The organism is Kocuria soli, from assembly GCF_003797835.1.
In the GTDB taxonomy this organism is placed as follows: Bacteria; Actinomycetota; Actinomycetes; order Actinomycetales; family Micrococcaceae; genus Kocuria; species Kocuria soli.
On record NZ_RKMF01000021.1, the window covers coordinates 1 to 19,431 of the forward strand.

At 67.1% G+C, this 19,431-nt stretch carries 18 protein-coding genes and 1 rRNA gene; 8 read left to right on the plus strand and 11 right to left on the minus strand.

What is annotated here, in order from left to right; genetic code table 11:
• The first annotated feature begins 8 nt into the window (after positions 1 to 8).
• The 6 genes from rrf to EDL96_RS12855 all read left to right on the plus strand — a co-directional run bounded on the left by rrf (position 9) and on the right by EDL96_RS12855 (position 3,734).
• Positions 9 to 125, plus strand: a 5S ribosomal RNA gene (gene rrf, locus EDL96_RS12830).
• A gap of 296 nt (positions 126 to 421) precedes the next feature.
• A complete protein-coding gene (locus EDL96_RS12835; protein WP_233568896.1) occupies positions 422 to 1,111 on the plus strand; it encodes an alpha-ketoglutarate-dependent dioxygenase AlkB in 690 nt (229 codons plus the stop codon).
• Complete coding sequence (locus EDL96_RS12840) at positions 1,098 to 1,712, plus strand: AlbA family DNA-binding domain-containing protein (protein ID WP_123826641.1); 615 nt, start codon at positions 1,098 to 1,100, stop codon at positions 1,710 to 1,712. The genes EDL96_RS12835 and EDL96_RS12840 overlap by 14 nt, the downstream gene beginning before the upstream one ends.
• Before the next feature lie 27 nt (positions 1,713 to 1,739).
• Complete coding sequence (locus EDL96_RS12845) at positions 1,740 to 2,294, plus strand: flavin reductase family protein (protein WP_123826642.1); 555 nt, start codon at positions 1,740 to 1,742, stop codon at positions 2,292 to 2,294.
• Positions 2,295 to 2,408: 114 nt separating this feature from the next.
• On the plus strand, positions 2,409 to 3,017 hold the full coding sequence (locus EDL96_RS12850; RefSeq protein WP_233568897.1) for a flavin reductase family protein: 609 nt from the start codon (positions 2,409 to 2,411) through the stop codon (positions 3,015 to 3,017).
• 168 nt (positions 3,018 to 3,185) lie between these two features.
• Complete coding sequence (locus EDL96_RS12855; protein WP_123826643.1) at positions 3,186 to 3,734, plus strand: YceI family protein; 549 nt, start codon at positions 3,186 to 3,188, stop codon at positions 3,732 to 3,734.
• Positions 3,735 to 3,850: 116 nt separating this feature from the next.
• On the opposite strand, the gene EDL96_RS12860 is transcribed toward EDL96_RS12855, so the two are convergent.
• Complete coding sequence (locus EDL96_RS12860) at positions 3,851 to 4,111, minus strand: hypothetical protein (RefSeq protein WP_123826644.1); 261 nt, start codon at positions 4,109 to 4,111, stop codon at positions 3,851 to 3,853.
• Entirely contained in the window at positions 4,102 to 4,587 is a 486-nt protein-coding gene (locus tag EDL96_RS13850) for a cell division protein CrgA (protein ID WP_233568898.1), read from the minus strand. The genes EDL96_RS12860 and EDL96_RS13850 overlap by 10 nt, the downstream gene beginning before the upstream one ends.
• Positions 4,588 to 4,797: 210 nt before the next feature.
• Between EDL96_RS13850 and EDL96_RS12870 the strand changes: the two genes are divergently transcribed.
• Positions 4,798 to 5,436 (plus strand): anthranilate synthase component II, encoded by a 639-nt coding sequence (locus tag EDL96_RS12870; RefSeq protein ID WP_123826645.1) that lies wholly within the window; start codon positions 4,798 to 4,800, stop codon positions 5,434 to 5,436.
• A 108-nt stretch (positions 5,437 to 5,544) separates the two neighbouring features.
• On the opposite strand, the gene pknB is transcribed toward EDL96_RS12870, so the two are convergent.
• The 9 genes from pknB to EDL96_RS12915 form a co-directional block, all read right to left on the minus strand.
• Entirely contained in the window at positions 5,545 to 7,776 is a 2,232-nt protein-coding gene (pknB, locus tag EDL96_RS12875) for a Stk1 family PASTA domain-containing Ser/Thr kinase (protein ID WP_123826646.1), read from the minus strand.
• 2 nt (positions 7,777 to 7,778) lie between these two features.
• Positions 7,779 to 9,755 (minus strand): protein kinase domain-containing protein, encoded by a 1,977-nt coding sequence (locus EDL96_RS12880; RefSeq protein WP_123826647.1) that lies wholly within the window; start codon positions 9,753 to 9,755, stop codon positions 7,779 to 7,781.
• Complete coding sequence (locus tag EDL96_RS12885; RefSeq protein ID WP_123826648.1) at positions 9,752 to 11,191, minus strand: peptidoglycan D,D-transpeptidase FtsI family protein; 1,440 nt, start codon at positions 11,189 to 11,191, stop codon at positions 9,752 to 9,754. Before EDL96_RS12885 ends, EDL96_RS12880 begins: the two co-directional genes overlap by 4 nt.
• Positions 11,188 to 12,900 (minus strand): FtsW/RodA/SpoVE family cell cycle protein, encoded by a 1,713-nt coding sequence (locus EDL96_RS12890; protein WP_123826649.1) that lies wholly within the window; start codon positions 12,898 to 12,900, stop codon positions 11,188 to 11,190. Before EDL96_RS12890 ends, EDL96_RS12885 begins: the two co-directional genes overlap by 4 nt.
• Positions 12,900 to 14,483, minus strand: coding sequence for a PP2C family protein-serine/threonine phosphatase (locus tag EDL96_RS12895; protein WP_123826650.1), 1,584 nt, complete (start codon positions 14,481 to 14,483; stop codon positions 12,900 to 12,902). The genes EDL96_RS12890 and EDL96_RS12895 overlap by 1 nt, the downstream gene beginning before the upstream one ends.
• Positions 14,484 to 14,486: 3 nt before the next feature.
• On the minus strand, positions 14,487 to 14,981 hold the full coding sequence (locus EDL96_RS12900; RefSeq protein WP_123826651.1) for an FHA domain-containing protein FhaB/FipA: 495 nt from the start codon (positions 14,979 to 14,981) through the stop codon (positions 14,487 to 14,489).
• On the minus strand, positions 14,982 to 15,824 hold the full coding sequence (locus EDL96_RS12905) for an FhaA domain-containing protein (RefSeq protein WP_123826652.1): 843 nt from the start codon (positions 15,822 to 15,824) through the stop codon (positions 14,982 to 14,984).
• A 191-nt stretch (positions 15,825 to 16,015) separates the two neighbouring features.
• Positions 16,016 to 17,233, minus strand: a complete 1,218-nt coding sequence (gene serA / locus EDL96_RS12910) for a phosphoglycerate dehydrogenase (RefSeq protein WP_123826653.1) — start codon at positions 17,231 to 17,233, stop codon at positions 16,016 to 16,018.
• A 27-nt stretch (positions 17,234 to 17,260) separates the two neighbouring features.
• The gene (locus EDL96_RS12915; RefSeq protein ID WP_123826654.1) at positions 17,261 to 18,094 is read right to left on the minus strand and encodes a hypothetical protein; all 834 of its coding nucleotides are present in this window, start codon (positions 18,092 to 18,094) and stop codon (positions 17,261 to 17,263) included.
• Positions 18,095 to 18,128: 34 nt separating this feature from the next.
• Between EDL96_RS12915 and EDL96_RS12920 the strand changes: the two genes are divergently transcribed.
• On the plus strand, positions 18,129 to 19,322 hold the full coding sequence (locus EDL96_RS12920; RefSeq protein WP_123826655.1) for a methyltransferase domain-containing protein: 1,194 nt from the start codon (positions 18,129 to 18,131) through the stop codon (positions 19,320 to 19,322).
• Positions 19,323 to 19,431: the final 109 nt, after the last annotated feature.

Below are 19,431 nucleotides of genomic sequence, written 5' to 3' on the forward strand. Positions count from 1 at the left end.
AATGGTTTTGCGGTGGTCATAGCATGGGGGAAACGCCCGGTCCCATCCCGAACCCGGAAGCTAAGGCCCATAGCGCTGATGGTACTGCACTCGTAAGGGTGTGGGAGAGTAAGACACCGCCGCAACACCACGCCACACCACACGGAAAGCCCCACCCACCAGGACGGGGCTTTCCGCCATTTCTTCTTACAAAGATTTTCACAGTCAGAAGGGGAGGGGGTTCTCCACACCATGGTGTGGAGAACCCCCTCCCCTTCTTGCATACGTGGCTTGAGTTCTTCTGCTGATGACAGCCGCCAGGGCCTCTTCGGTGTGTCTGAGCGCGGTTGTAGGGTTGCCGACGTGGGGTCAACGGGCGTGGTCTTGTGCTTCAGCTCGATGGCTCGGTCGTCGTTGCCCGTGCGGTGAAGGAGGGGATCTGATGCGTCGTCCTTCCGTGATGCGCGGCCCCGGCGGGCCGGAACTCTTTCAACTGGACCGGGAGGCGAGGGAGATTGCTCCCGGCGCCGTCCACGTACCCGATTGGCTGTCCCTGAGTGAACAACAAGAGTTGGTCGCTGCTGCACGGCTGTGGTGCAGTGGGTCAGCGCGTCTGCGACATCAACGGATGCCCGGGGGCGGAGTCATGTCGGTGAAGTCCACGGTGCTTGGCCAGAGCTGGCCGCGCTACAAGGTTCAGCAAGCGGGCCGGCCAGAGGCGTTGCCCGAGCGCTTGGGGACGCTCGGGGTGGCGGGCGTGTCGCGGGCCTACGGTCAGGATTCTCCAGAGGCCGTCGCGTTCGAACCAACCACCGCTGTCGTGAACTTCTACGACGCTGATGCCCGGATGGGGATGCACCAGGACCTGGACGAATCCGGCCCCGACCCCATCGTTTCGATCTCCCTGGGGGATACCTGCATCTTCCGGCTCGGCAATCTCGAACATCGAGGTCGTCCGTACCAAGACATCGAACTGAAGAGCGGGGACCTGCTCGTCTTCGGTCGCAGCTCGCGTTGGGCGTTCCACGGGGTGCCGGCCGTTAAAGCGGGCACGGGCGATGCCAGTCTGGGGATGCGCAATGGCGGCAGAATCAACATCACCGTTCGGAGCACCCGTCATGACAGGCGTTGAGGGCCCAGCGGGCGGAGCGCCGGAGATCTCCGCATTGGTCCGTCAGGATGTCGAGCGTCTCCTGTGGACCATTGAACACGGCCGACGCCTGCATGCGCCCGAGTCTCAGCACGTTGACCTCAAGGAAGAGGCGAACCGGAGGCTCAACAACGGTCGGGTGCTGCCGGGTCATTCGGAGAACGAAGAGGCAGCTGTGTACCTTGCGCCCGAGGTCTGTTGCATGGCCAACACTCCGTTGGGTGGTGCGCTGGTCCTCGGTGTGGAGGACGGCACGCTTCTTCCCATCGGGACGGAACTCGATGCGGACTGGCTTGCGGAACGGGTGTTCGTTTTGTGCGGCGTGCGTGTGGCGGTGGAGCGTAGGTATCTCCTCGGGCATCGCGTGCTCATTCTCTGGGTGCCGGAGTCTCCGACGCCGGTGCTCGGCCCGGACGGCAAACTCCGTTGGCGCGTTCAGGACAGCTGCCTTGCGGTTGACCTCCAGACCTGGTGGCGGGCTCGTTGGCACGCGGACGAGGATCCGGTCAGCGACGTCGAGCCACGCCACGGCGACGGTGGCGAGTCCGGGGGCCTTGGCGTGGGTGAGCCCACGTCGGAATGAGTTGGGGAAGACCGAGAAGGAGCGATCATGGAATTGGACGGACCGGCTCTGAGCTCGATCGACGCGGGGTCTGCGGATGATTTCAGCGACGGGTATCGGGTGCTGGCCTCGGAACTCGCCTCGGGCGTTGCGATCGTGTCTGCTCGTCACAGGGGTCGAGACCATGCAGTCACGGTCACTGGTTGGTTGGACGTCTCCTGGGATCCTCCCACCATGGCGGTGAGCCTGTTCGACGAAGCGCGCATCTGCGAGGCCGTCGAAGGTTCCGGGACCTGGGTGCTGTCCGTTCTCGCGCGAGACCAGGAGGGGGTTGCCACGTGGCTGGCTTCTCCCGGCAATCCTGTGGAGGGGCTGCTGAACACCGTGGCGTTCCGTCGTGCTGAAAGCAGTGGTGCGCCGGTGATTGACAGGTGCCTGGCGTGGTTCGAGGTCCGCACGGAGCAGGTGCACTCCGCAGCAACTCACCGAATCGTGATCGGCCGGGTCGTCGCCATGGGGCGGGGTCGGGCTCCGGGTGACGCTCGCCAAGCAGAGCAAGATCCGCTGGTCCACTGGTCGCGGTCCTTTCACGGTTTGCGGTGAGCGTTGCCCCTTGCGACCGTCTGTGACGGACCAACTCGACAATGCATGGGTGACATTGCCAGACTCGTTCGAGCGCCTGCGGGCTGGGGTCCTGCTGCGCGGAAGGAGGGGGTCATGACCGAACCGTCACGTACCGCGGCGGAGCCACCCGCCGGAAGTGGTGGTCCGAGCCACCCGTTGGCCGATTACGTGGTCCCTTCGCGTGACATGGGAGACCTGGCTGTCAAGAAGACGGAATTCAGCTCGGTGTTCGGGGATCACCCGGCAGGGGTCGCCGTCCTCACGGCGCGTGGGCCGGAGGGCCCCGTGGGGCTCACCGTTTCCTCCGTGTCCTCGGTGTCGGCGGAGCCGCCGATCATCGGTTTCTCCTTGCATGCTGGCAGCGGTTCGGCAGCGCTGGTGGCCCAGGCTGACTCGTTGCTCGTCCATCTTCTGGACGCCCCTCACATTGCTTTGGCCAGAGCCTTTTCCACCCACGGGGCGCCGCGTTTCGGCGACGCCATGGACTGGGAGTGGTTGCCCACGGGCGAGCCCTTGCTGGCGGGCGTGGGGCGAGTGCTGCGCGTTCACCCGCTGGTCAGAATCCAGGCGGGGCCGGCCCTGGTGTTCAACGCGGGTGTGACGCAGGTTCTGGGTGCCGAGGCCAACGGGGCACCACTGGTCTACCACCGGCGGCAGTTCCACAGTCTCTCGGGCGGTTCCGCCCTCGACTACTCGATCTGAACAGGACGTGTCTGAGGTCACGTCACATTTCTGCACAATTAGTTGACGCATCACCTACCGCGTCCTAATGTAAGTGACACATCAACTAATTGGTGTCGCGCCGGTGCCAACCACCGCTCCACGACATCTTCGACGTAGCAGCCCGTAGGGCTCAGAAGGAGAGACATCATGAGCACGCTTGATCGCCTGGTTCCCGGTACCTGGACTTTCGACCCCGCCCACTCGGAGGTCGGCTTCACGGTCCGTCACGCCGGCATCTCAAAGGTCCACGGCGTGTTCAAGGACGCCGAAGCGTCCCTGAACGTCGCCGAGGAGCTGGAGAACTCGGTCATCGAGGCCACCATCCAGACCACTTCCGTGGACTCCGGCAACGCCGATCGCGACGGCCACGTCCGTGGCGAGGACTTCTTCGACGTCGAGAAGTACCCCACCATGACCTTCAAGTCCACGGGCTTTGATCTGGCCGGCGGCGAGGGCACCATCACCGGTGAGTTGACCATCAAGGGCGTCACCAAGACCGTCGAGCTCGAGACCGAGTTCAACGGCGTCGTCGTGGATGCCTTCGGCGTGACCCGTGCAGGCTTCGAGGCCAAGACCACCATCTCCCGTAAGGAGTTCGGCTTGACCTGGAACGCTGCCATCGAGGCCGGTGGCGTGCTGGTTTCGGACAAGGTCGTCATCAACCTGGACGCAGCCTTCACCGCACCGCAGGCCTGAGTTCGGCGTCGGGTTCCGCCCGAGCACCCGCCCGGTGGTTTCCGGGCAAAGATTGTGGCCCCGCACCCTTCAAGGGTGCGGGGCCACAATTCGTCCAGGGGCCCGCTCGGTGCGTCTCAGGACAGGGCTCGGGTCAACCACCACACCAACGGGACGAGCACCAGCAGTCCGAGGGCGATGCGCCGGAGCCGGACTTCGAGTACGGCCGGGCTCAAACGGCCCTTGCCGGCCCGATCGCCGCTACGTTTGTCCTTCGCGATCTCGTCCTTGAGGGGGGCCGGTCGGGTGCCCCGCGCGTCATTGCCTTCCGGGGACGACGGAACCGACGGGTCTACGTGTTCCGACGGGCCAGTGGGATCGTGGGCGTTCAACGCCACCTCGTGGTCATGACCAGGCCGACCATCATCAAGCCGATCCCCACCGCCACGTTCCCGTAGCCGATGGAAGGGATCGGCCACGAGTAGTCGAGCAGGTACCACACGATCAGCCAGAGCAGGCCGATCAGGATGAGGCCGAACATGATGATCTTGTACCAGGCGGCGGTTTCATCGGTTCCGGGCCCGGTGCTGCGTGCCCCGCGGGTGATCTCGTCGGCGAGGTCCTCCGCCATGTCGTCGCGCTCAACCGAGTCATCCGCAGAGTCCTGGGGGGCGTCCTCGCCCGAGCCCTCCTTGGCAGTGGAGCGCTTGGTGCCATTGCCCGTGTGCTGAGACCGCTCCCATTCCTTCCGCCGGTGCTCCGGCAAGGCTTCTGCCGCCAAGCGGGTGAGCTCGTCATCCACCTCCGGACGGGGATCGGGGTCCTCCGTGACGGTGCGCTTGCGCCCCAAAAGGCGCTTCTTGGGCTCGGACACTACGGGGACTCCTCCTGCGTTGTGGCAGCCCCACAGCTTGGATGGATGCATCGGGGGACTGCCGCATGCGACGACGACGGCCCCCATCCTATCGCCAGCCACCTTCACGTCCGCCGAGTGGGTCCTGGGCGGGCGCCGGGGACATCGGAGAAGGTCTCACGGCAGTAGGGTTGGTTCTCGAAATCCTTCCAGTTCACCCAGGAGGCCACCGTGACCGTGAAGATCCTCGTCGTCGACAACTACGACAGCTTCGTCTACACGCTCGTCGGCTACCTCCAGGAACTCGGCGCCGAAACAACGGTGGTACGCAATGACGCGGTTGACGATGCCGGTGCCACCTCCCTCGCCAACGAGCACGATGGAATTCTGCTCTCGCCGGGCCCCGGAGCCCCCGCGGATTCCGGCGTGTGCGGCCCGATGATCCGCCATGCCGAAGTGACCAGCAAGCCGTTGCTCGGGGTCTGCCTGGGGCACCAGACGTTGGCGGAGATCTACGGCGGAACCGTGGCCCACGCGGTCCAGCTCATGCACGGAAAGACATCGGAAGTCCTCCACGAGGACACCGGGGTCTTCGAAGGCGTGCCCTCGCCTTTCACCGCCACCCGATACCACTCGTTGAGCGTGGTCCCGGAGACCGTGCCGGATTGTCTCCGCGTCACGGCTCGCACCGACGACGGTGTGGTCATGGGGCTCAGCCACAGGACTGCTCCGTTGCACGGGGTGCAATTCCACCCGGAATCCGTACTGACCCAAGGCGGTTATCGCATGTTGGGCAACTGGCTCGAGCTGTGTGGCCTGGACGGGGCCGCCGCCCATTCGGACCAACTCTCCCCGCTGATCTCCCGCTGACCTTCTGCCGATCTTCGGCCTGACGAGAACTGCCCGCCGCTTCGAGTGAAGCAGCGGGCAGTTCTCTACGGACCCGACCGGAGTCGGGCATCCCACGAAGGGACCGGGTCAGTTGTCGTTGGAACTGCTTGAGGAGTTCCCACCGGCCTCGGCGGCTGCGGCATTGGAGCCGGAGGACCCGGAGTTCCTGCTGCTGCTCGAGTTGCTGCTGGACGAGGAACCCGCGTTCGAGCTGCTACCGCTGTCCGAAGACGAGCTGTTCGAGCGCGTCGGGGCCTGACTCGGCTGTTCCTGGGTCGGCTCCGGCTTCTCGGAGGGCTCCTCACTGGGCTCTTCGGAGGGTTCCTCCGACGGCTCCTCGCTGGGTTCCTCGGAGGGTTCCTCCGACTCGTTGTCTGAAGGTTCCGCCGACGAACTCGGCCGCGAGCTGCTGCTCGACTCCGACGGTGACGGCTCGGCCGTCGGCGTCGGGGTGGCTGCCACGGTGATCGTGATCGTGGTGCCCTGGTCGACGTCCGTACCGCCCGCGGTGGACTGGCTCAGGACGGTTCCCGCGGTCGCCTCGGAGGTCTCCGCGGTCACGACCTGGACCGGCAGTTGCACGTCCCCGCCTTCGATCGCGGCCACGGCGTCGTCCCGGGAGAGCCCGACGACGTCGGGAACCGTGACCTTGCCCGTGGACAGGACGATGTCCACCTTGCTGCCGCGGTCCACCTCCTTGCCACCTTCCGGATCAGTGGTGACCACCAGGTCGCGCGCGATCGTCGGGTGGTTCTCACTGCGCGTCTTGCCGACCTCGAGCCCCGCGGCGTCGAGCATCTCGCGCACATAGCTCTCGGACTGGCCCGAAAGGTCCTTGGGCACCTCGACCTTCTCCGACCCCTCGGACACCGTGAGCGTCACACTGGACCCGGATTCGACCTCCGTGCCGGAGCCCGGATCCGTGGAAATGACGTCGTCCTCGGCCACCTCGTCACTGTTCTCGTGAACGATCTCCGTGGTCAGCCCCAGGTCGCTCAGTTCGGCCTCGGCCTCCTCCTGGGACATCCCGACGACGTCCGGGACGCTCACTTCCGCGGGTCCGCGCAGGAGGAAGAAAGCCGTCGCGGCGGCACCGCCGAGGAGCAGGAGCAGCAGGAGCGGCAACAACCACACCCGGGTGCGGCGGCGGCGGTCCTCCGGATCACGGTCACGTCCGGTCCTGGCGCCGACCGGGGCCACGTCATGGCCTCCGGGAGGCGCGAACAACGAACCCTGCGGCTGATTTTGCGGGGTCCGCGCGGTGGACCCCGCCCCGCCCTCGGCGGCGTTGGCCGCGGCGCCGGTGGCGGCTGCCGCCCCGGCAGCACCCGCGGCGCCCGCTGCGGCGGAGATCGGGAAGACCGGCGGAACGGCGCGCGTGTTCTCGTCGTCGTCGCTGGTGGCGGTCATGCCGGCCGTGGTCTCACCGGCAGCCGGAGCGATCACGGTGGTCGCGTCGACGTCGGCGTTTTTGCGCAGCGGTTCCAGCGCAGCCTTCATCTCCGTGGCGGACTGGAACCGGTCGTCGCGTGCCTTGGACAGCCCCTTGGCCATGAACTCGTCGAACACCGCGTGCAGGTGCGGTGCAAGCTCCGACGGGGCGGGGGGCGCGTCCCGGACGTGCTGTGCCGCAATGTCCACGGAGGCCTCGCCGACGAACGGCGCGCGACCCGTGAGCATCTCGAAGAACACGCACGCGGCCGAATACAAGTCGGAGCGGGCGTCCACGTTCTCACCGCGGGCCTGCTCGGGGGAGAGGTACTGGGCCGTGCCCAGCACGGCCTGGGTCTGGGTCAGCGCCGCTTTGGTGTCCTCCACCGCGCGAGCGATGCCGAAGTCCATCACCTTGACCCGCCCGTCGGGGGTGATGACCACGTTGGCCGGCTTGATGTCGCGGTGCACGATCCCCGAACGGTGGCTGTAGGCCAGTGCGTCCAGGATCCCGAGCATGGCGTCCACGGATTCGCGGGGGGACAGTTCCCCTTCGCGGATCAGCTCACGGAGCGTCCGGCCGGGGACGTACTCCATGACGATGTACGGGCAGGCGACGTCAGAGGGCTGCTGCGGAGCGATCTCACCCGTGTCGTACACGGACGTGATCGTGTGGTGGTTGAGCCCCGCAACCGCCTGAGCCTCGCGTTGGAACCGTTCCTGGAACGATTCGTCCCTGGCCAACTCGGGCTTGAGAACTTTGATGGCCACCTGTCGGCCCAGCCGCCGGTCCTTGGCGACGTAGACCGTGGCCATGCCGCCGCGGCCGATCATCTCGCCGACTTCGTACCGGTTGTTGATCACAGGTGGGATGGGTGACTGCGCCATGGTCAGCCTTCCGTGGTCAGTGCGCCATCAGCAGCAGGCGTGGGGGCACCTGTCGGGGCTGCGACGTTCGATTGGTCTGAGTTCGGCTCGGTGGTGCTCCGGTCACCGGAATCTGCGGAGGTCTGTGTGGATGCGGGTTCGGGGGACTCGGGAGCCGCCGCATCCTGTTCGTTGTCGGTGTCGGCCCCGGTGTCCGAGGTGCTTTCGGAGGTGGAACCGTCGGATTGACCGTTGCCGCGGTCGGCCGCCGAGGAGGTCTGCGAGGCCTCCGGGCTGGCCGAGGGGACGACGTCCAGGTCGATCGTGGAACCGACCTCGACCTCCGACCCCTCGTCCGGCGTCGTGTCGGTCACGGTACCGGGGTCCTCGGAAGAGTTCTCGTCGTAGTAGACATCGATGTTGACTCCCAAGGCGGTGACGTCGTCGATCACGGTCTGCATCTGCTTGCCGACCATGTCCTCCGGCAGGGCCACGGTTTCGGGCCCGGTGGAATGAGTCACGGTCACGGTGTCACCCGTGTTGACCGTGCCGGTGGGGGACACCGCCGTGACCTGGTCGCTGGGCGTCTCCGCGTCGGCTTCACCCACGACCTCCACGTTGAGTCCCAACGCGTTCAGCTCGCTGACCACGGTGTCCACGTTGCGGCCGACGTAGTCGTCAGCGTTGATGTCGACGGTCGTGGCGCCGTCGGCGCCGGTCGCCTGGGCGGTCGAGGTGGAAACCGTGCCGCGCGGCGACGGCTCCCCGGTGGAACCGAAGTTCTGCAGGGCCAGGTAGATCACGGCGGCCAGGAGTGCTGCGATGACGACGCCCACCACGATCACGGGCCACAGGCGCCGCCCCGACTTGCCGGTCGCGCTCGACCCGACGGCCGGGCTGCCGTCGGCAGGTGTGACGGGCGTCGGGTTGTTGGGCACGGGCACCGGGGCGCCGGCCGCCGCCTGGGAGGCAGAGTTGCCGGCGTCCTGCTCGGCCGAGATCCGCATCTCCGCGGTCGAGGCACTCGGTGCGGCTGCTGCCGCAACGCCCAGGGCGGCAGCGCCCGAGACGCGGTCCGAGATACGGGTGTCGTCCCCGCGGGTGTTCAGCGCCTCTGTAGGCGCGTCGTCGAGGTCCAGGAACTTGCGCATGCCCGGAACAGCATTCGCCGCACCCGCCAGGTCGCCGCGACGGATCGAGTCCACGGCACCGGCAAGAGCCCCCGCCGTGGAGGGCCGGTCGGCGGGATCCTTGGCGAGCATGGACATGATCAGTGCCCTGGCCCCGTCCGGTACGGAGCCGGGCAGCGGCGGCGGGGGGTCGTTGACCTGAGCCAATGCGATGGCGATCTGGGATTCCCCCGTGAAGGGGCGCCGGCCGGCCAGGCATTCGTAACCGATGATTCCCAACGAGTAGAGGTCCGAGGACCCCGTTGCCGTCTGACCCGTCGCCTGCTCGGGTGCGAGGTACTGGGCCGTTCCCATGACCTGTCCGGTTGCGGTCAACGGCACCTGGTCCGCCACCCGGGCGATACCGAAATCGGTGACCTTGACCCGCTTCTCCGGGGTGATCATCAGGTTGCCGGGCTTGACGTCCCGGTGCACCAGGCCCTGCGCGTGGGCCGCGGCCAACGCACGGGCGGTCTGGCCGATGTAGTTGAGCACGTCGTCGACGGGCAGCGTGCGGTCGCGGTCGATGATGTTGGACAGCGGCTCACCGGGAACCAGCTCCATCACCAGGTAAGCCGAACCGCCGTCCTCGCCGTAGTCGTAGACATTGGCCACACCGGGGTGATTCAACAAGGCCGTGTGCCGTGCCTCCGCGCGGAATCGCTGGAGGAACGTCGGGTCGCCCGTGTACTCCTCCTTGAGGATCTTGACGGCGACCGTGCGGCCCAGGACCTTGTCCTTGGCCTTCCAGACCTCACCCATGCCGCCGATCGCGATGCGTTCGGTCAGCGCGTACCGCCCACCCAGGACGGTCTTCGACGACGGCCTCATCCGTTCAACACCGCCTCGAACATCTGCTGTCCGTTGGAAACCGCGGACGAGCTCTCACCGACGGCCACGTCGTCGTACACGACGGCGATCGCGACCTGGGGGTCGTCCGCGGGGGCGAAACCGGTGAACCAGGAGTCATTGGTCCCCGAGGAACCGATCTCGGCGGTGCCCGTCTTGCCGGCCACCGAGTACCCGGGCACGGCCGCACCGTTGGCGATGCCGTTGTCCACGGAACTGACCATGAGGTCCGTGACGGTGTCCGCCACGTCCGTGGAGGTGGAGCGCTGCATCTGCTCGGCCTGGAAGCTGTCGATGACCGACAGGTCGGAGGACCGGACCTCCTGGACCAGCTGGGGACGCATCAGCACACCGTCGTTGGCGATTGCTGCTGAGGTCATAGCCACCTGGAGGGGAGTGGAGCGGACGTCGTACTGCCCGATAGCCGACATCGCCAGGCTGGCATCATCGAGGTCTGAGGGGAAGGTCGACGGGGTCACGGACAAGGGGATGTCCAGTTCCTGACCGTAGCCGAAGTTCTCGGCCGTCTCGCGAATTTTATCCTGGCCCAGGTCCATTGCGATCTGCGCAAACGGGGTGTTGCAGGAGTTGTTCAAGGCGAACTCCAGGTCCGCCTCCGTGCGCTGCGTGCAGTTGCCACCCACGTAGTTCGGCAGCGTGGTGCTGGTGCCCGGCAGTTCCAGGTTCTGCGGGTTGGGGATCTCGGTGTCCGTGTCGTAGTCGCCAGATTCCAGTGCCGCCACGGTGTCGATGATCTTGAACGTCGACCCCGGGGCGTAGAGGTCCCCCGAGATGGCCCGGTTCGTCATGGGCTGGGCCTCGTCGCTGTTCAACCGTTGAGCGGCCTCGATGACCCCGGCGGAGTCGTGCGAGGACAGGGCGTTCGGGTCGTAGGACGGCGAGGAGGCCATCGCCAGGATCCTGCCGGTGTCCGGTTCGATCGCCACGATCGAACCCTTCTTCCCGGCCAGTAGGTTGTAGGCCAGCTCCTGGAGCTCGGGGTCCACGGTCATCTCCACGGAGGCCCCGGAGGGTTGATCACCGGAGAGGGTGGACATCACACGGTCGTAGAACTGGCTGTCCGAGTTTCCGGAGAGCTGCTCACCCATCGCGTTCTCCAGACCCGTGGAGCCGTAGATGGGGGAGAAGTACCCCGTCAGCGGCGCGTAAGCCTCCGCATTGCGGTATTCGCGCTGATACGCGTAATCACCGTCGGCGGGAACCGAATAGGCGATCTCGTCTCCACCGGCCAGGATCGGGCCGCGGTCCCTGCCGAACTGCTCGTAAAGGGTCCGCGTGTTCCAGGGGTCCGCGGCCAGTGAGCGCTGCTGGAAGAACATGATGGAGGTCAGGGCCAACAGCAGGACGGCGAAAATGGCGACCGCTGCCATCCAGACGTGACGAATGGCTCGATTCACGATGTGGCCCCCTTCCGCTCGTTCGGCCGCTGGTTCGTCGGCTCGGTCTTCGGCTCATCGAGGTCCGGCTCGTCGACGTCGGGGTCGTCGTCCGGGGCCGGCTTCTTGGGCGCGTCGTCGGCCCGGTCCGTCGTCGGGACCGCGGTCGCGTTCTTGCGCTCGTCCTCCGCTTGACGGGCCTTACGCTCCTCGCGCTCCTTGCGCGCCGCCTCCTGGCGGGCACGACGGCGTTCGGCACGTTCGGCGCGCTCGCTCTCCAGCATCTCTGCTCGCTCGTGCTCCTCGCGTTCGTGCGCCTGGAACTCCGCGATGTCCTGATCGCTGGCCGGGCCGGTCACCACGGGACGTCGAGCCGAATGGGAGATGGCCAGCAGCAACGCAGCGATGATCCAGTTGGACAGCAACGACGAACCGCCGGCGGACATGAAGGGGGTGGTCAGACCGGTCAGCGGGATCACGCGCGTGACGCCGCCGATGACCACGAAGAGCTGGATCACCATGATGGAGGCCAGACCGCCGGCCAGCAGCTTGCCGAAGGCGTCGGGCGTGCCCAGAGCCGCGCGGAAACCGCGGGAGACGAGCAGGAAGAACATCATCAGGATGGCACCCAGGCCGATCAACCCCAGCTCCTCGCCGAAGGCCGTGATGATCATGTCCGAGTTCGAGTAGGACACCAGGTCCGGGCGTCCCTGCCCGAGTCCTTGGCCGAACAGCCCACCGGAGGCCAGTCCGAAGATGCCCTGGACGATCTGACGGGAGCCACCGACGGGGGCGTCGTAGATCGCGGGGTCGAAGGCATGCCACCAGGCGTCCAAACGGGCGGCCACGTGACCGAAGGTCTGTGATGCGACCACACCGCCCGCGGCCACGAAGATCAGGCCTAGAACGATCCAGCTCAAGCGGCCGGTGGCCAGGTACAGCATGGCCACGAACAGCCCGAAGAACAGGATCGCGGTTCCCAGGTCACGCTGCAGGACCAGGACCCCGATGGAGACCAGCCAGGCGGCGAACATCGGAGCGAGATCCCGGAAGCGCGGTAGACGCACGGGGCCGATCTTGGGGCCCGCCAGCAGGATGACGTCGCGGTTGGTCGAGAGGTACCCGGCGAAGAAGATCGCCAGCGTGATCTTGGCGATTTCTCCAGGCTGGAAGGTTCGGCCGCCGATGGAGATCCAGATCCGGGCGCCGTTGATCTCGGTCCCCAGACCGGGCAGCAGCGGGAGGACCAACAGCAGCGCGGAAGCCACCAGGGAGATGTAGGTGAAGCGCCGCAGTCTGCGGTGGTCCCGGAGGAAGACCAACACCAGGGCCGCTGCGAGCACACCGATGGCGGTCCACAAGACCTGATTGGTCGCGGCCGTCGCGTCCATGAGCAGATCGATGCGGTGGATCATGGCGATCCCCAGACCGTTGAGGGCCACCACGATCGGAAGGATGTAGGGATCCGCGTACTGCGCCCGGAACCACATCACGGCGTGCAGCACCAGCCCACCGGCGATCAACACCGCAGCCGCCCGGTACACGTGACCGGGGGAGGCCATGGCCTGTTCCGGGTCGATCAGGACGTTGGCGCCGATGCCGATGGCCCAGGCGACGAACAACAGGACCAGCTCGGTGATCCGTCGTCGTCGTTGAACAGGCCCGGTGGAGGTGCTGGTGGCCTGCACCGGATCGGTTGCGGGCGTCCCTCGGGTGGGAGCGGCGGTCATCAGCGATCACCGTCCTGCGGGGGTGCTGCGGGGGCCCGGCTGGAGTCGGGCGACGCGTTTGTCTCGTCGTCCTGACCGCGGTCGGGGAAGCTCACGGTCCCCGAGTCCTGGGGCGTGGGCGACGCACTCTCGGAGGCCTGGTCCGGGTCCTCGTGACCCGATCGCAGACCGTCCACGATGCTGCGTGCGTGCTCCAGGTCATCGGCGGGGATCGTGTTCTCCACCCGGTTCCTCGAGTACGAGGACAACTCGGAGACCTCGACGTCGGAGGTGTCCTCGATCCGAGAGAGCTGGATCGGTCCCAGGCTCTGGGAGACACCGTTGTAGATCGCCACCCGACCTTCGGACTCACCGACGTAGTAGCGACCCTGGATCCAGTTGCTCGCTGCCATGCCGCCCACGACCAGTGCCGTCACGGCCAGCACGGAGACCACCGCGGCGATGATCCACCCCGGACGACGGCGCCGCGAGCCGCCCAGCGCCTCGTCGACCTCCGCCATGTCGGCCAACTGCTCCGCGGCCTTCGTGCGCAGCAGCGTGGCGCGGCGGGCCATGGCCGAATCACTGACGGTCGGGATTCGGCCCGTCTGGGTGGCATTGGCGGCGGCACCGACCAGGACGTGCGGGTGCGCGTCCAGACCTTGCCGGAGTGCCGCGGCCGAGGACGGCTCGTTGGACGCGGCGTCGTCGGTGTCCTCGGTGTCCGCCTCCGGAGTTGGTTCGGCCCAGGGCATGCCCGGCAACGGGTCCTGCCGGGGCGTCTCCGGGTGCCCGGACTCGCTCAACTCGTCCGAGGTCAGGGCCTCCTTCGGGTCCGGCACGGCACCACCGGCGGGATTGCCGAGGGACGGGAGGTCTTCGGAGTCCACGACCTCCAGGACCACAACCGTCACGTTGTCCGGCGCCCCACGTTCCAGGGTCAGGTCCACGAGTGATTCGGCGATCTGGTCGAGTTCCGAGTCCATGCTCAACACGCGCTGGATGGTCTCCGGGCGCACGACGGCGTTCAGGCCGTCGGAGCACAGCAACCAGCGTTCCCCGGGCTCGGCCTCCAGCAGTTCGGACTCGAGTTCCGGGGAGGCGTCCACGTCGCCGAGGACGCGCATGAGGACGTTGCGGTGCGGGTGGGTCTCCGCCTCTTCGGGTCGCAACCGACCTTCGTCGATCAGACGCTGGACGAACGTGTGGTCGGTGGTGACCTGTCGGAACTCGCCGGAACGCAGGCGGTAAGCCCGGGAATCCCCGATGTGGCACAGGGAGATGTTCTCCCCGTCGATGATGATCGAGGTCACCGTGGTACCCATGCCGCCCAGCCGCGGATGCTGCTGGACCAGTTCCGCCAGGTTCTGGTTGGCGTTCTGGATCTCATCGGCCAGCACGGTCCGGGCGTCGCCGTCGTACCCGGTGCGGTCCAGGTGGGTCAGGTCGATCACTGCCGAAGCGGAGGCCACGTCGCCACCGACGTGCCCACCCATGCCGTCGGCCACGACGGCCAGGTGGTGACCCGCGTAGGCGGAGTCGTCGTTCTTGGAACGCACCTTGCCGACGTCGGAGCGCGCGGCGAAACGAAAAGCTAAGGGCATGTATCAGGCCCTCAGTTCCAGCACGGACTTGCCGACGCGGAACGGCCGACCGGCCTCCACGGGGACGGCACGGGTCAACCGCTGTTCATCGATGTAGGTGCCGTTCGTGGACCCGAGGTCCTCGAGGAACCAGCGGGAACCTTGCGGGAACAGGCGGGCATGGCGCCCGGAGGCGTAGTCGTCCTCGAGCGGGACGGTGCACTCCGGGGAACGGCCCATGAGCACGGGTGCGCTGCCCAGCTGGTAGGAGCGGCCGCCCGTGGGGCCCTGGAGGACCAGCAGGGTCTGCGGCAGCTGGCGCGCCGGCTGCTGCTGGACGGGGGCCGGGGTCTGCGGGGCCTGGTTGGCACCGGCCTGCGCCTGCGCGCCGCGGCCGCGGTTACGCCGACGGCGGTCGACGGCCAGGTCGCGGCCTTGGGACAGGACGATGCCCAGGATGAACACCCACAGCAGGGCCAGGAACCCGTACCGGAGCAGTGCCACGGTCAGTTCAGACATTCAGTGGTTCCTCCTCGGGGCCACCAGGCGGAAGACGATGCGGCTGCGACCCATGGAGATCACGGAACCGTTGACCAACTCGGCGCGGCCGCGCACGCGCTCACCGTCCACGTGGGAGCCGTTGGTGGAACCCAGGTCGACCGCCAACCAGTGATCGCCCTCGTGGCGGATCTCCAGGTGGCGGCGGGACACGCCGGTGTCCTCGATGGTGACATCGGCCTCCGCCGACCGTCCCAGCACCACGGACTCGGCGTCCAGGGCGAGCCGGTGACCGTCGATCTCGAGCACCGGGACCCAGTGCTGAGGCGTGGTGGTCGGGTGGGACCAGTCCTCGCGGTAAGGGTCCCCGCCACCGAAATCGGAGCGGTGGGAACCACCGTGGGCGGAGGGGGCGCCGTTGTAGGCCGGCGCCGACCGCGGCCGGGGGGTGCGCCGTTCGTCGGCACGGTGGGCTGCCGCGGTGGGCTCCTCGGTGCGTTGTGCGGAGGAGGAGATCACGAACTCACCGCGTTCGACGTCGGGGTTGCGGGTGAAGGACACCCGTACCGCGCCCTGCAAGGTGTAGGTCTGGGAGCGGGCGTGTCGGATGACCACCTCGCACAGTTCCTCGGCCAGGGGCGTTCCCCATTCTTGGGCGCGCGGGAAGTCCTCGTCGGAGAATTCGACGACGAAGACGTTGGGTGCCATGGTGCGGCCGGCGGAAATGGTGAAGGACTGCTCGTCGAGCTCGCGTCGCAAGGCGCTGGCGATCTCGACGGCTTCGATGCGCTTGCGTGAACCGGTGGAGAACGCGGTGCGCACGGCGCGTTCGATCCCGCGTTCAAGATTGTCCAGGAAACCCAAGCGCCCTCCTTCCGGTCGTCCTGCGGGGGTCCGTGTTCGCGGCGCCCCGGGGGCACCGCACGTCAGACACCGCCGGGCGGCGATGTGCTCCCAGGATAGTAGACGGTCACCCTGATGCCTTGTCGGGGAGAACCTCCACGCGAACTCCGAAGACGCGGGTGGCCGGAGGCCGGGCCCACCCGCGCGTGGATTCAGCAGTCCTGACCCACGCAATCGCCGATTGTGCCGAGCCGGCGGGTGGCCGACAGGGCCATGATCTCGCTGACCACGTTCTCGTCAACTCCCGAGGAGCAGTCGGTCACCAGGTAGCCCGTGGCGCCCTCCGTGACCAGTTGCTGTCCGTCCACGTTGACGCCGTGTTCGGAGAGCACCGTGTTCACTGCCGTCAACACGCCCGGCACGTTGTCGTGCACGTGCAGCAGCCGGACGCCGGACTTGATCGGGTGCAGCTGCATCTGGGGGAAGTTCACGGACAGGGAGGTGGAGCCCTGCTCGACGTAGTCGATGAGCTTGGAGGCCACGAAGTGCCCGATGTTCTCCTGCGCCTCCGCGGTGGAACCACCGATGTGCGGGGTCAGGATGACGTTGGGAATGCCCTGCAGCGCAGAGGCGAACGGCTCGCCGGAGGCCTTGGGCTCCTCCGGGTAGACGTCGATCCCCGCGCCGGCGATGTGCCCGGAGTTCAGCGCGTCGCGCAGTGCCTCCAGGTCCACCACGTGCCCGCGGGAGAGGTTGAGGAACAGGGTGCGCGGGCGCATCTTCTCGAACTCGGCTCGACCGATCAGTGCGCGGTTGGAGGCGCGGCCGTCCACGTGCACGGAGATGGTCTCGGACTTCTCGAACAGCTCGTCCATGGAGCTGCACTTCTTGGCGTTGCCCATGGGCAGTTCGTCGCGCACGTCGTAGAAGTAGACCTGCATGCCCATCAGCTCGGCCAGAACGGAGAGCTGCTTGCCGATGTTGCCGTACCCGATCAGGCCGAGGGTGCGTCCACGGACCTCGTGCGCGCCCTTGGCCGACTTGTCCCACTCACCCTTGTGCATCGCGGCGTTCTTGTCGGTCAGGTGACGGGCCATGGAGATGATCTCCCCGATGGCCAGCTCCACAACGGAACGGGTGTTGGAGTAGGGGGCGTTGAAGCACGGGGTGGCCGATTCGGAGGCCGCATTCAGATCGATCTGGTTGGTTCCGATGCAGAACGCGCCCACTGCCATCAGGTTGGGGCGGGCCTCGAAAACGGCTCGGCTGACATTCGTCTTGGACCGGATTCCCAAGAGGTCCACGCCGTCCAGGGCTTCGATCAACTCGGCTTCGTCCAGTGCCCCCTTCCGCGTCTCGACCTCGACGCCGTGACGGCGGAGGATCTCTTCGGCATCGGTGTGGATGTTCTCCAGGAGCAGCGCTTTCACGCCTTCGAGTCTAGACCGGGCGATGTTTCAGTCGCGAAGATCGATGTCGAAGACCCGCTTCACCGCTGTCACAACGTGACGCCCGTAACGCTGTCCGGACGGCGTCGAGGAATACGGCAGGAAACGTCCGGGGTGATCCGGGTGCGTGATCTTCCCGTGCGTCGGCCCGGAGGTCACGACGACGAACCCCGCCCCGCGCAGGCGGTTCAGTAGTTCCCGCTGGTTCGTGGGGTACCGCGTGCCCCGGCCGCGGGAGGCCGATCGTCCGGAACCGGGTTCTTCGGGCAGGGGCTGTTCCGGGCGTCGGGCCAGCGCCCATCCGGCCCGATAGATGCCCACGATCTGCGCGTCCGAACGGCGGATCTGGACGCACAGGTCACCGCGGAGGAAGTAGTCCGTGCGGCCCAGGTCCGCGGACCAGGAGTCCTCGGGGTCTTCGACCACCCGCTGGAGGTCGGCCAGCGTGGCCTCCCAGGCCCCCACGACGTGGACCACGTCGTCGGGCGGGTTCAACACCAGTCCGTCACCGGTGGGCGATGGTCGTCCGGTGACCACGGAGTAGAGGGTGTCCCGGTCGGTCAGTGACCGCGCCGTGTTTTGCTCGAGCGCGGTCTTGATGCGTGCGGCCAGTTTTTGCCGCCGCCGGAGGTCTTGGTCGAGTGCTCTCCGATCGGTCCGGTCCGGGGTGGGTGCTGAGGGCTCCTTGACCTGCGGCTCTGCGGCAGGCCGGTTGGTGGCGCGGGCGTGTTCCTTCGCGGCCGCGGCGTAGTCCACCGGCCGGACGGTCAGGGCCGGATCCTTGCGGCCGGTCATGACGGCGGGGCTGGGCGGGGCGGCCCGGTCGGAGCGCTTTCCCGTCATCTCGCCGAACTCCCCTCCCGGTAGGCTCTGGGCCGTGCGGTGCCACTATCACGACCTCGGACTGTGCCATTCGTGCACGCTGATCGATCAACCCTACGCGCTGCAACTGGCAAGCAAGGTGGAGGGAGTCCGGGGTCTCCTGGCGGCCGCCCGTCCGGACCTGCAGGGCATCCAATGGCTTGACCCCGTTTCCGGGCCCGAGGTCGGATTCCGGAACAAGGCGAAAATGGTCGTCGCCGGAACGGTGGCGGAACCGACCCTCGGCATTCTGAATCCCGTGGGGCGGGGTGTGGACCTGCGCGACTGCCCCTTGTACCCGCCGGCGGTGAACGCAGCGCTGGAGCAGGTCGCACGGTTCGTCCAAGACCTCAGGCTCCTGCCCTACGACGTCCCCAAGAGCCGGGGCGAGCTCAAACACGTCCTGCTCACGGTCTCTCCCCGCAACGAACTCATGCTCCGGTTCGTGCTGCGCTCGCAGCGTCAGCTGGATCGGATCCGGGAGAACCTGCCGCACCTGGAATCGGAACTGCCGGATCTGCGCGTGGTCTCGGTCAATGTGCAACCCGAACACAAGGCAGTGTTGGAAGGGCCCACTGAGATCGTGCTGACCAAGCAGGAGAGCCTGCTCATGGAGGTCAACGGGATTCCGCTGCACCTGCGGCCCCGGTCGTTCTTCCAGACCAACACCCAGGTGGCCGCCGCACTCTACCGCCGTGCCGCAAGCTGGGCCGAGGACATTGCGGCGGACAGTGTCCTGGACCTCTACTGCGGGGTGGGCGGATTCGCGTTGCACCTGGCGGGAGCCGGTAGGGAAGTGGTCGGCGTGGAGGTGTCCGAGGAAGCTGTTGCCGCCGCCACACGCAGCGCCCGTGAACTCGGCCTTCCGGACCGGGGCGTGGGCTCCGCGCGTTTCGAGGTCGGCGACGCGACGGCGTGGGGCGAACACACGGGCGACGACGACGCCGGTGGGCGTGATCCTTTCCAGCACGGCGAGCCCGGGCGGCTCGTCGTCGTCAATCCACCGCGCCGCGGGCTGGGGGAGGAACTCAGCCATCGACTCGAAACGAGCATGGCCACGGACCTGATCTACTCGAGTTGCAACGCGAAAACCATGGCCCGGGACCTGAAACGGATGCCGTCCTGGCACCCGGTCGAGGCGCAACTGCTGGACATGTTTCCGCACACGGGTCATTACGAAGTGGCCATGCGACTAGCGCGTGTCTCCTAAGTTCGTGAGGACGCGGGGGTGACGGTAGGTCAATGAGCCGGCGAAGCGTGTTGTCCGATACCCAATGGGAGACGATCCAGCCCTTGCTCCCCGCTCAGCGCCCCTGGTC

Excerpts from the sequence above, each read along its gene's own strand:
- EDL96_RS12855 (WP_123826643.1), top strand. The coding sequence starts at position 3,186 with ATGAGCACGCTTGATCGCCTGGTTCCCGGTACCTGGACTTTCGACCCC.
- EDL96_RS12895 (WP_123826650.1), bottom strand. The coding sequence starts at position 14,483 with ATGCCCTTAGCTTTTCGTTTCGCCGCGCGCTCCGACGTCGGCAAGGTG.
- EDL96_RS12840 (WP_123826641.1), top strand. The coding sequence starts at position 1,098 with ATGACAGGCGTTGAGGGCCCAGCGGGCGGAGCGCCGGAGATCTCCGCA.
- EDL96_RS12850 (WP_233568897.1), top strand. The coding sequence starts at position 2,409 with ATGACCGAACCGTCACGTACCGCGGCGGAGCCACCCGCCGGAAGTGGT.
- EDL96_RS12890 (WP_123826649.1), bottom strand. The coding sequence starts at position 12,900 with ATGACCGCCGCTCCCACCCGAGGGACGCCCGCAACCGATCCGGTGCAG.
- EDL96_RS12845 (WP_123826642.1), top strand. The coding sequence starts at position 1,740 with ATGGAATTGGACGGACCGGCTCTGAGCTCGATCGACGCGGGGTCTGCG.
- EDL96_RS12915 (WP_123826654.1), bottom strand. The coding sequence starts at position 18,094 with ATGACGGGAAAGCGCTCCGACCGGGCCGCCCCGCCCAGCCCCGCCGTC.
- EDL96_RS12900 (WP_123826651.1), bottom strand. The coding sequence starts at position 14,981 with ATGTCTGAACTGACCGTGGCACTGCTCCGGTACGGGTTCCTGGCCCTG.
- EDL96_RS12835 (WP_233568896.1), top strand. The coding sequence starts at position 422 with ATGCGTCGTCCTTCCGTGATGCGCGGCCCCGGCGGGCCGGAACTCTTT.
- pknB (WP_123826646.1), bottom strand. The coding sequence starts at position 7,776 with ATGGCGCAGTCACCCATCCCACCTGTGATCAACAACCGGTACGAAGTC.
- EDL96_RS12880 (WP_123826647.1), bottom strand. The coding sequence starts at position 9,755 with ATGAGGCCGTCGTCGAAGACCGTCCTGGGTGGGCGGTACGCGCTGACC.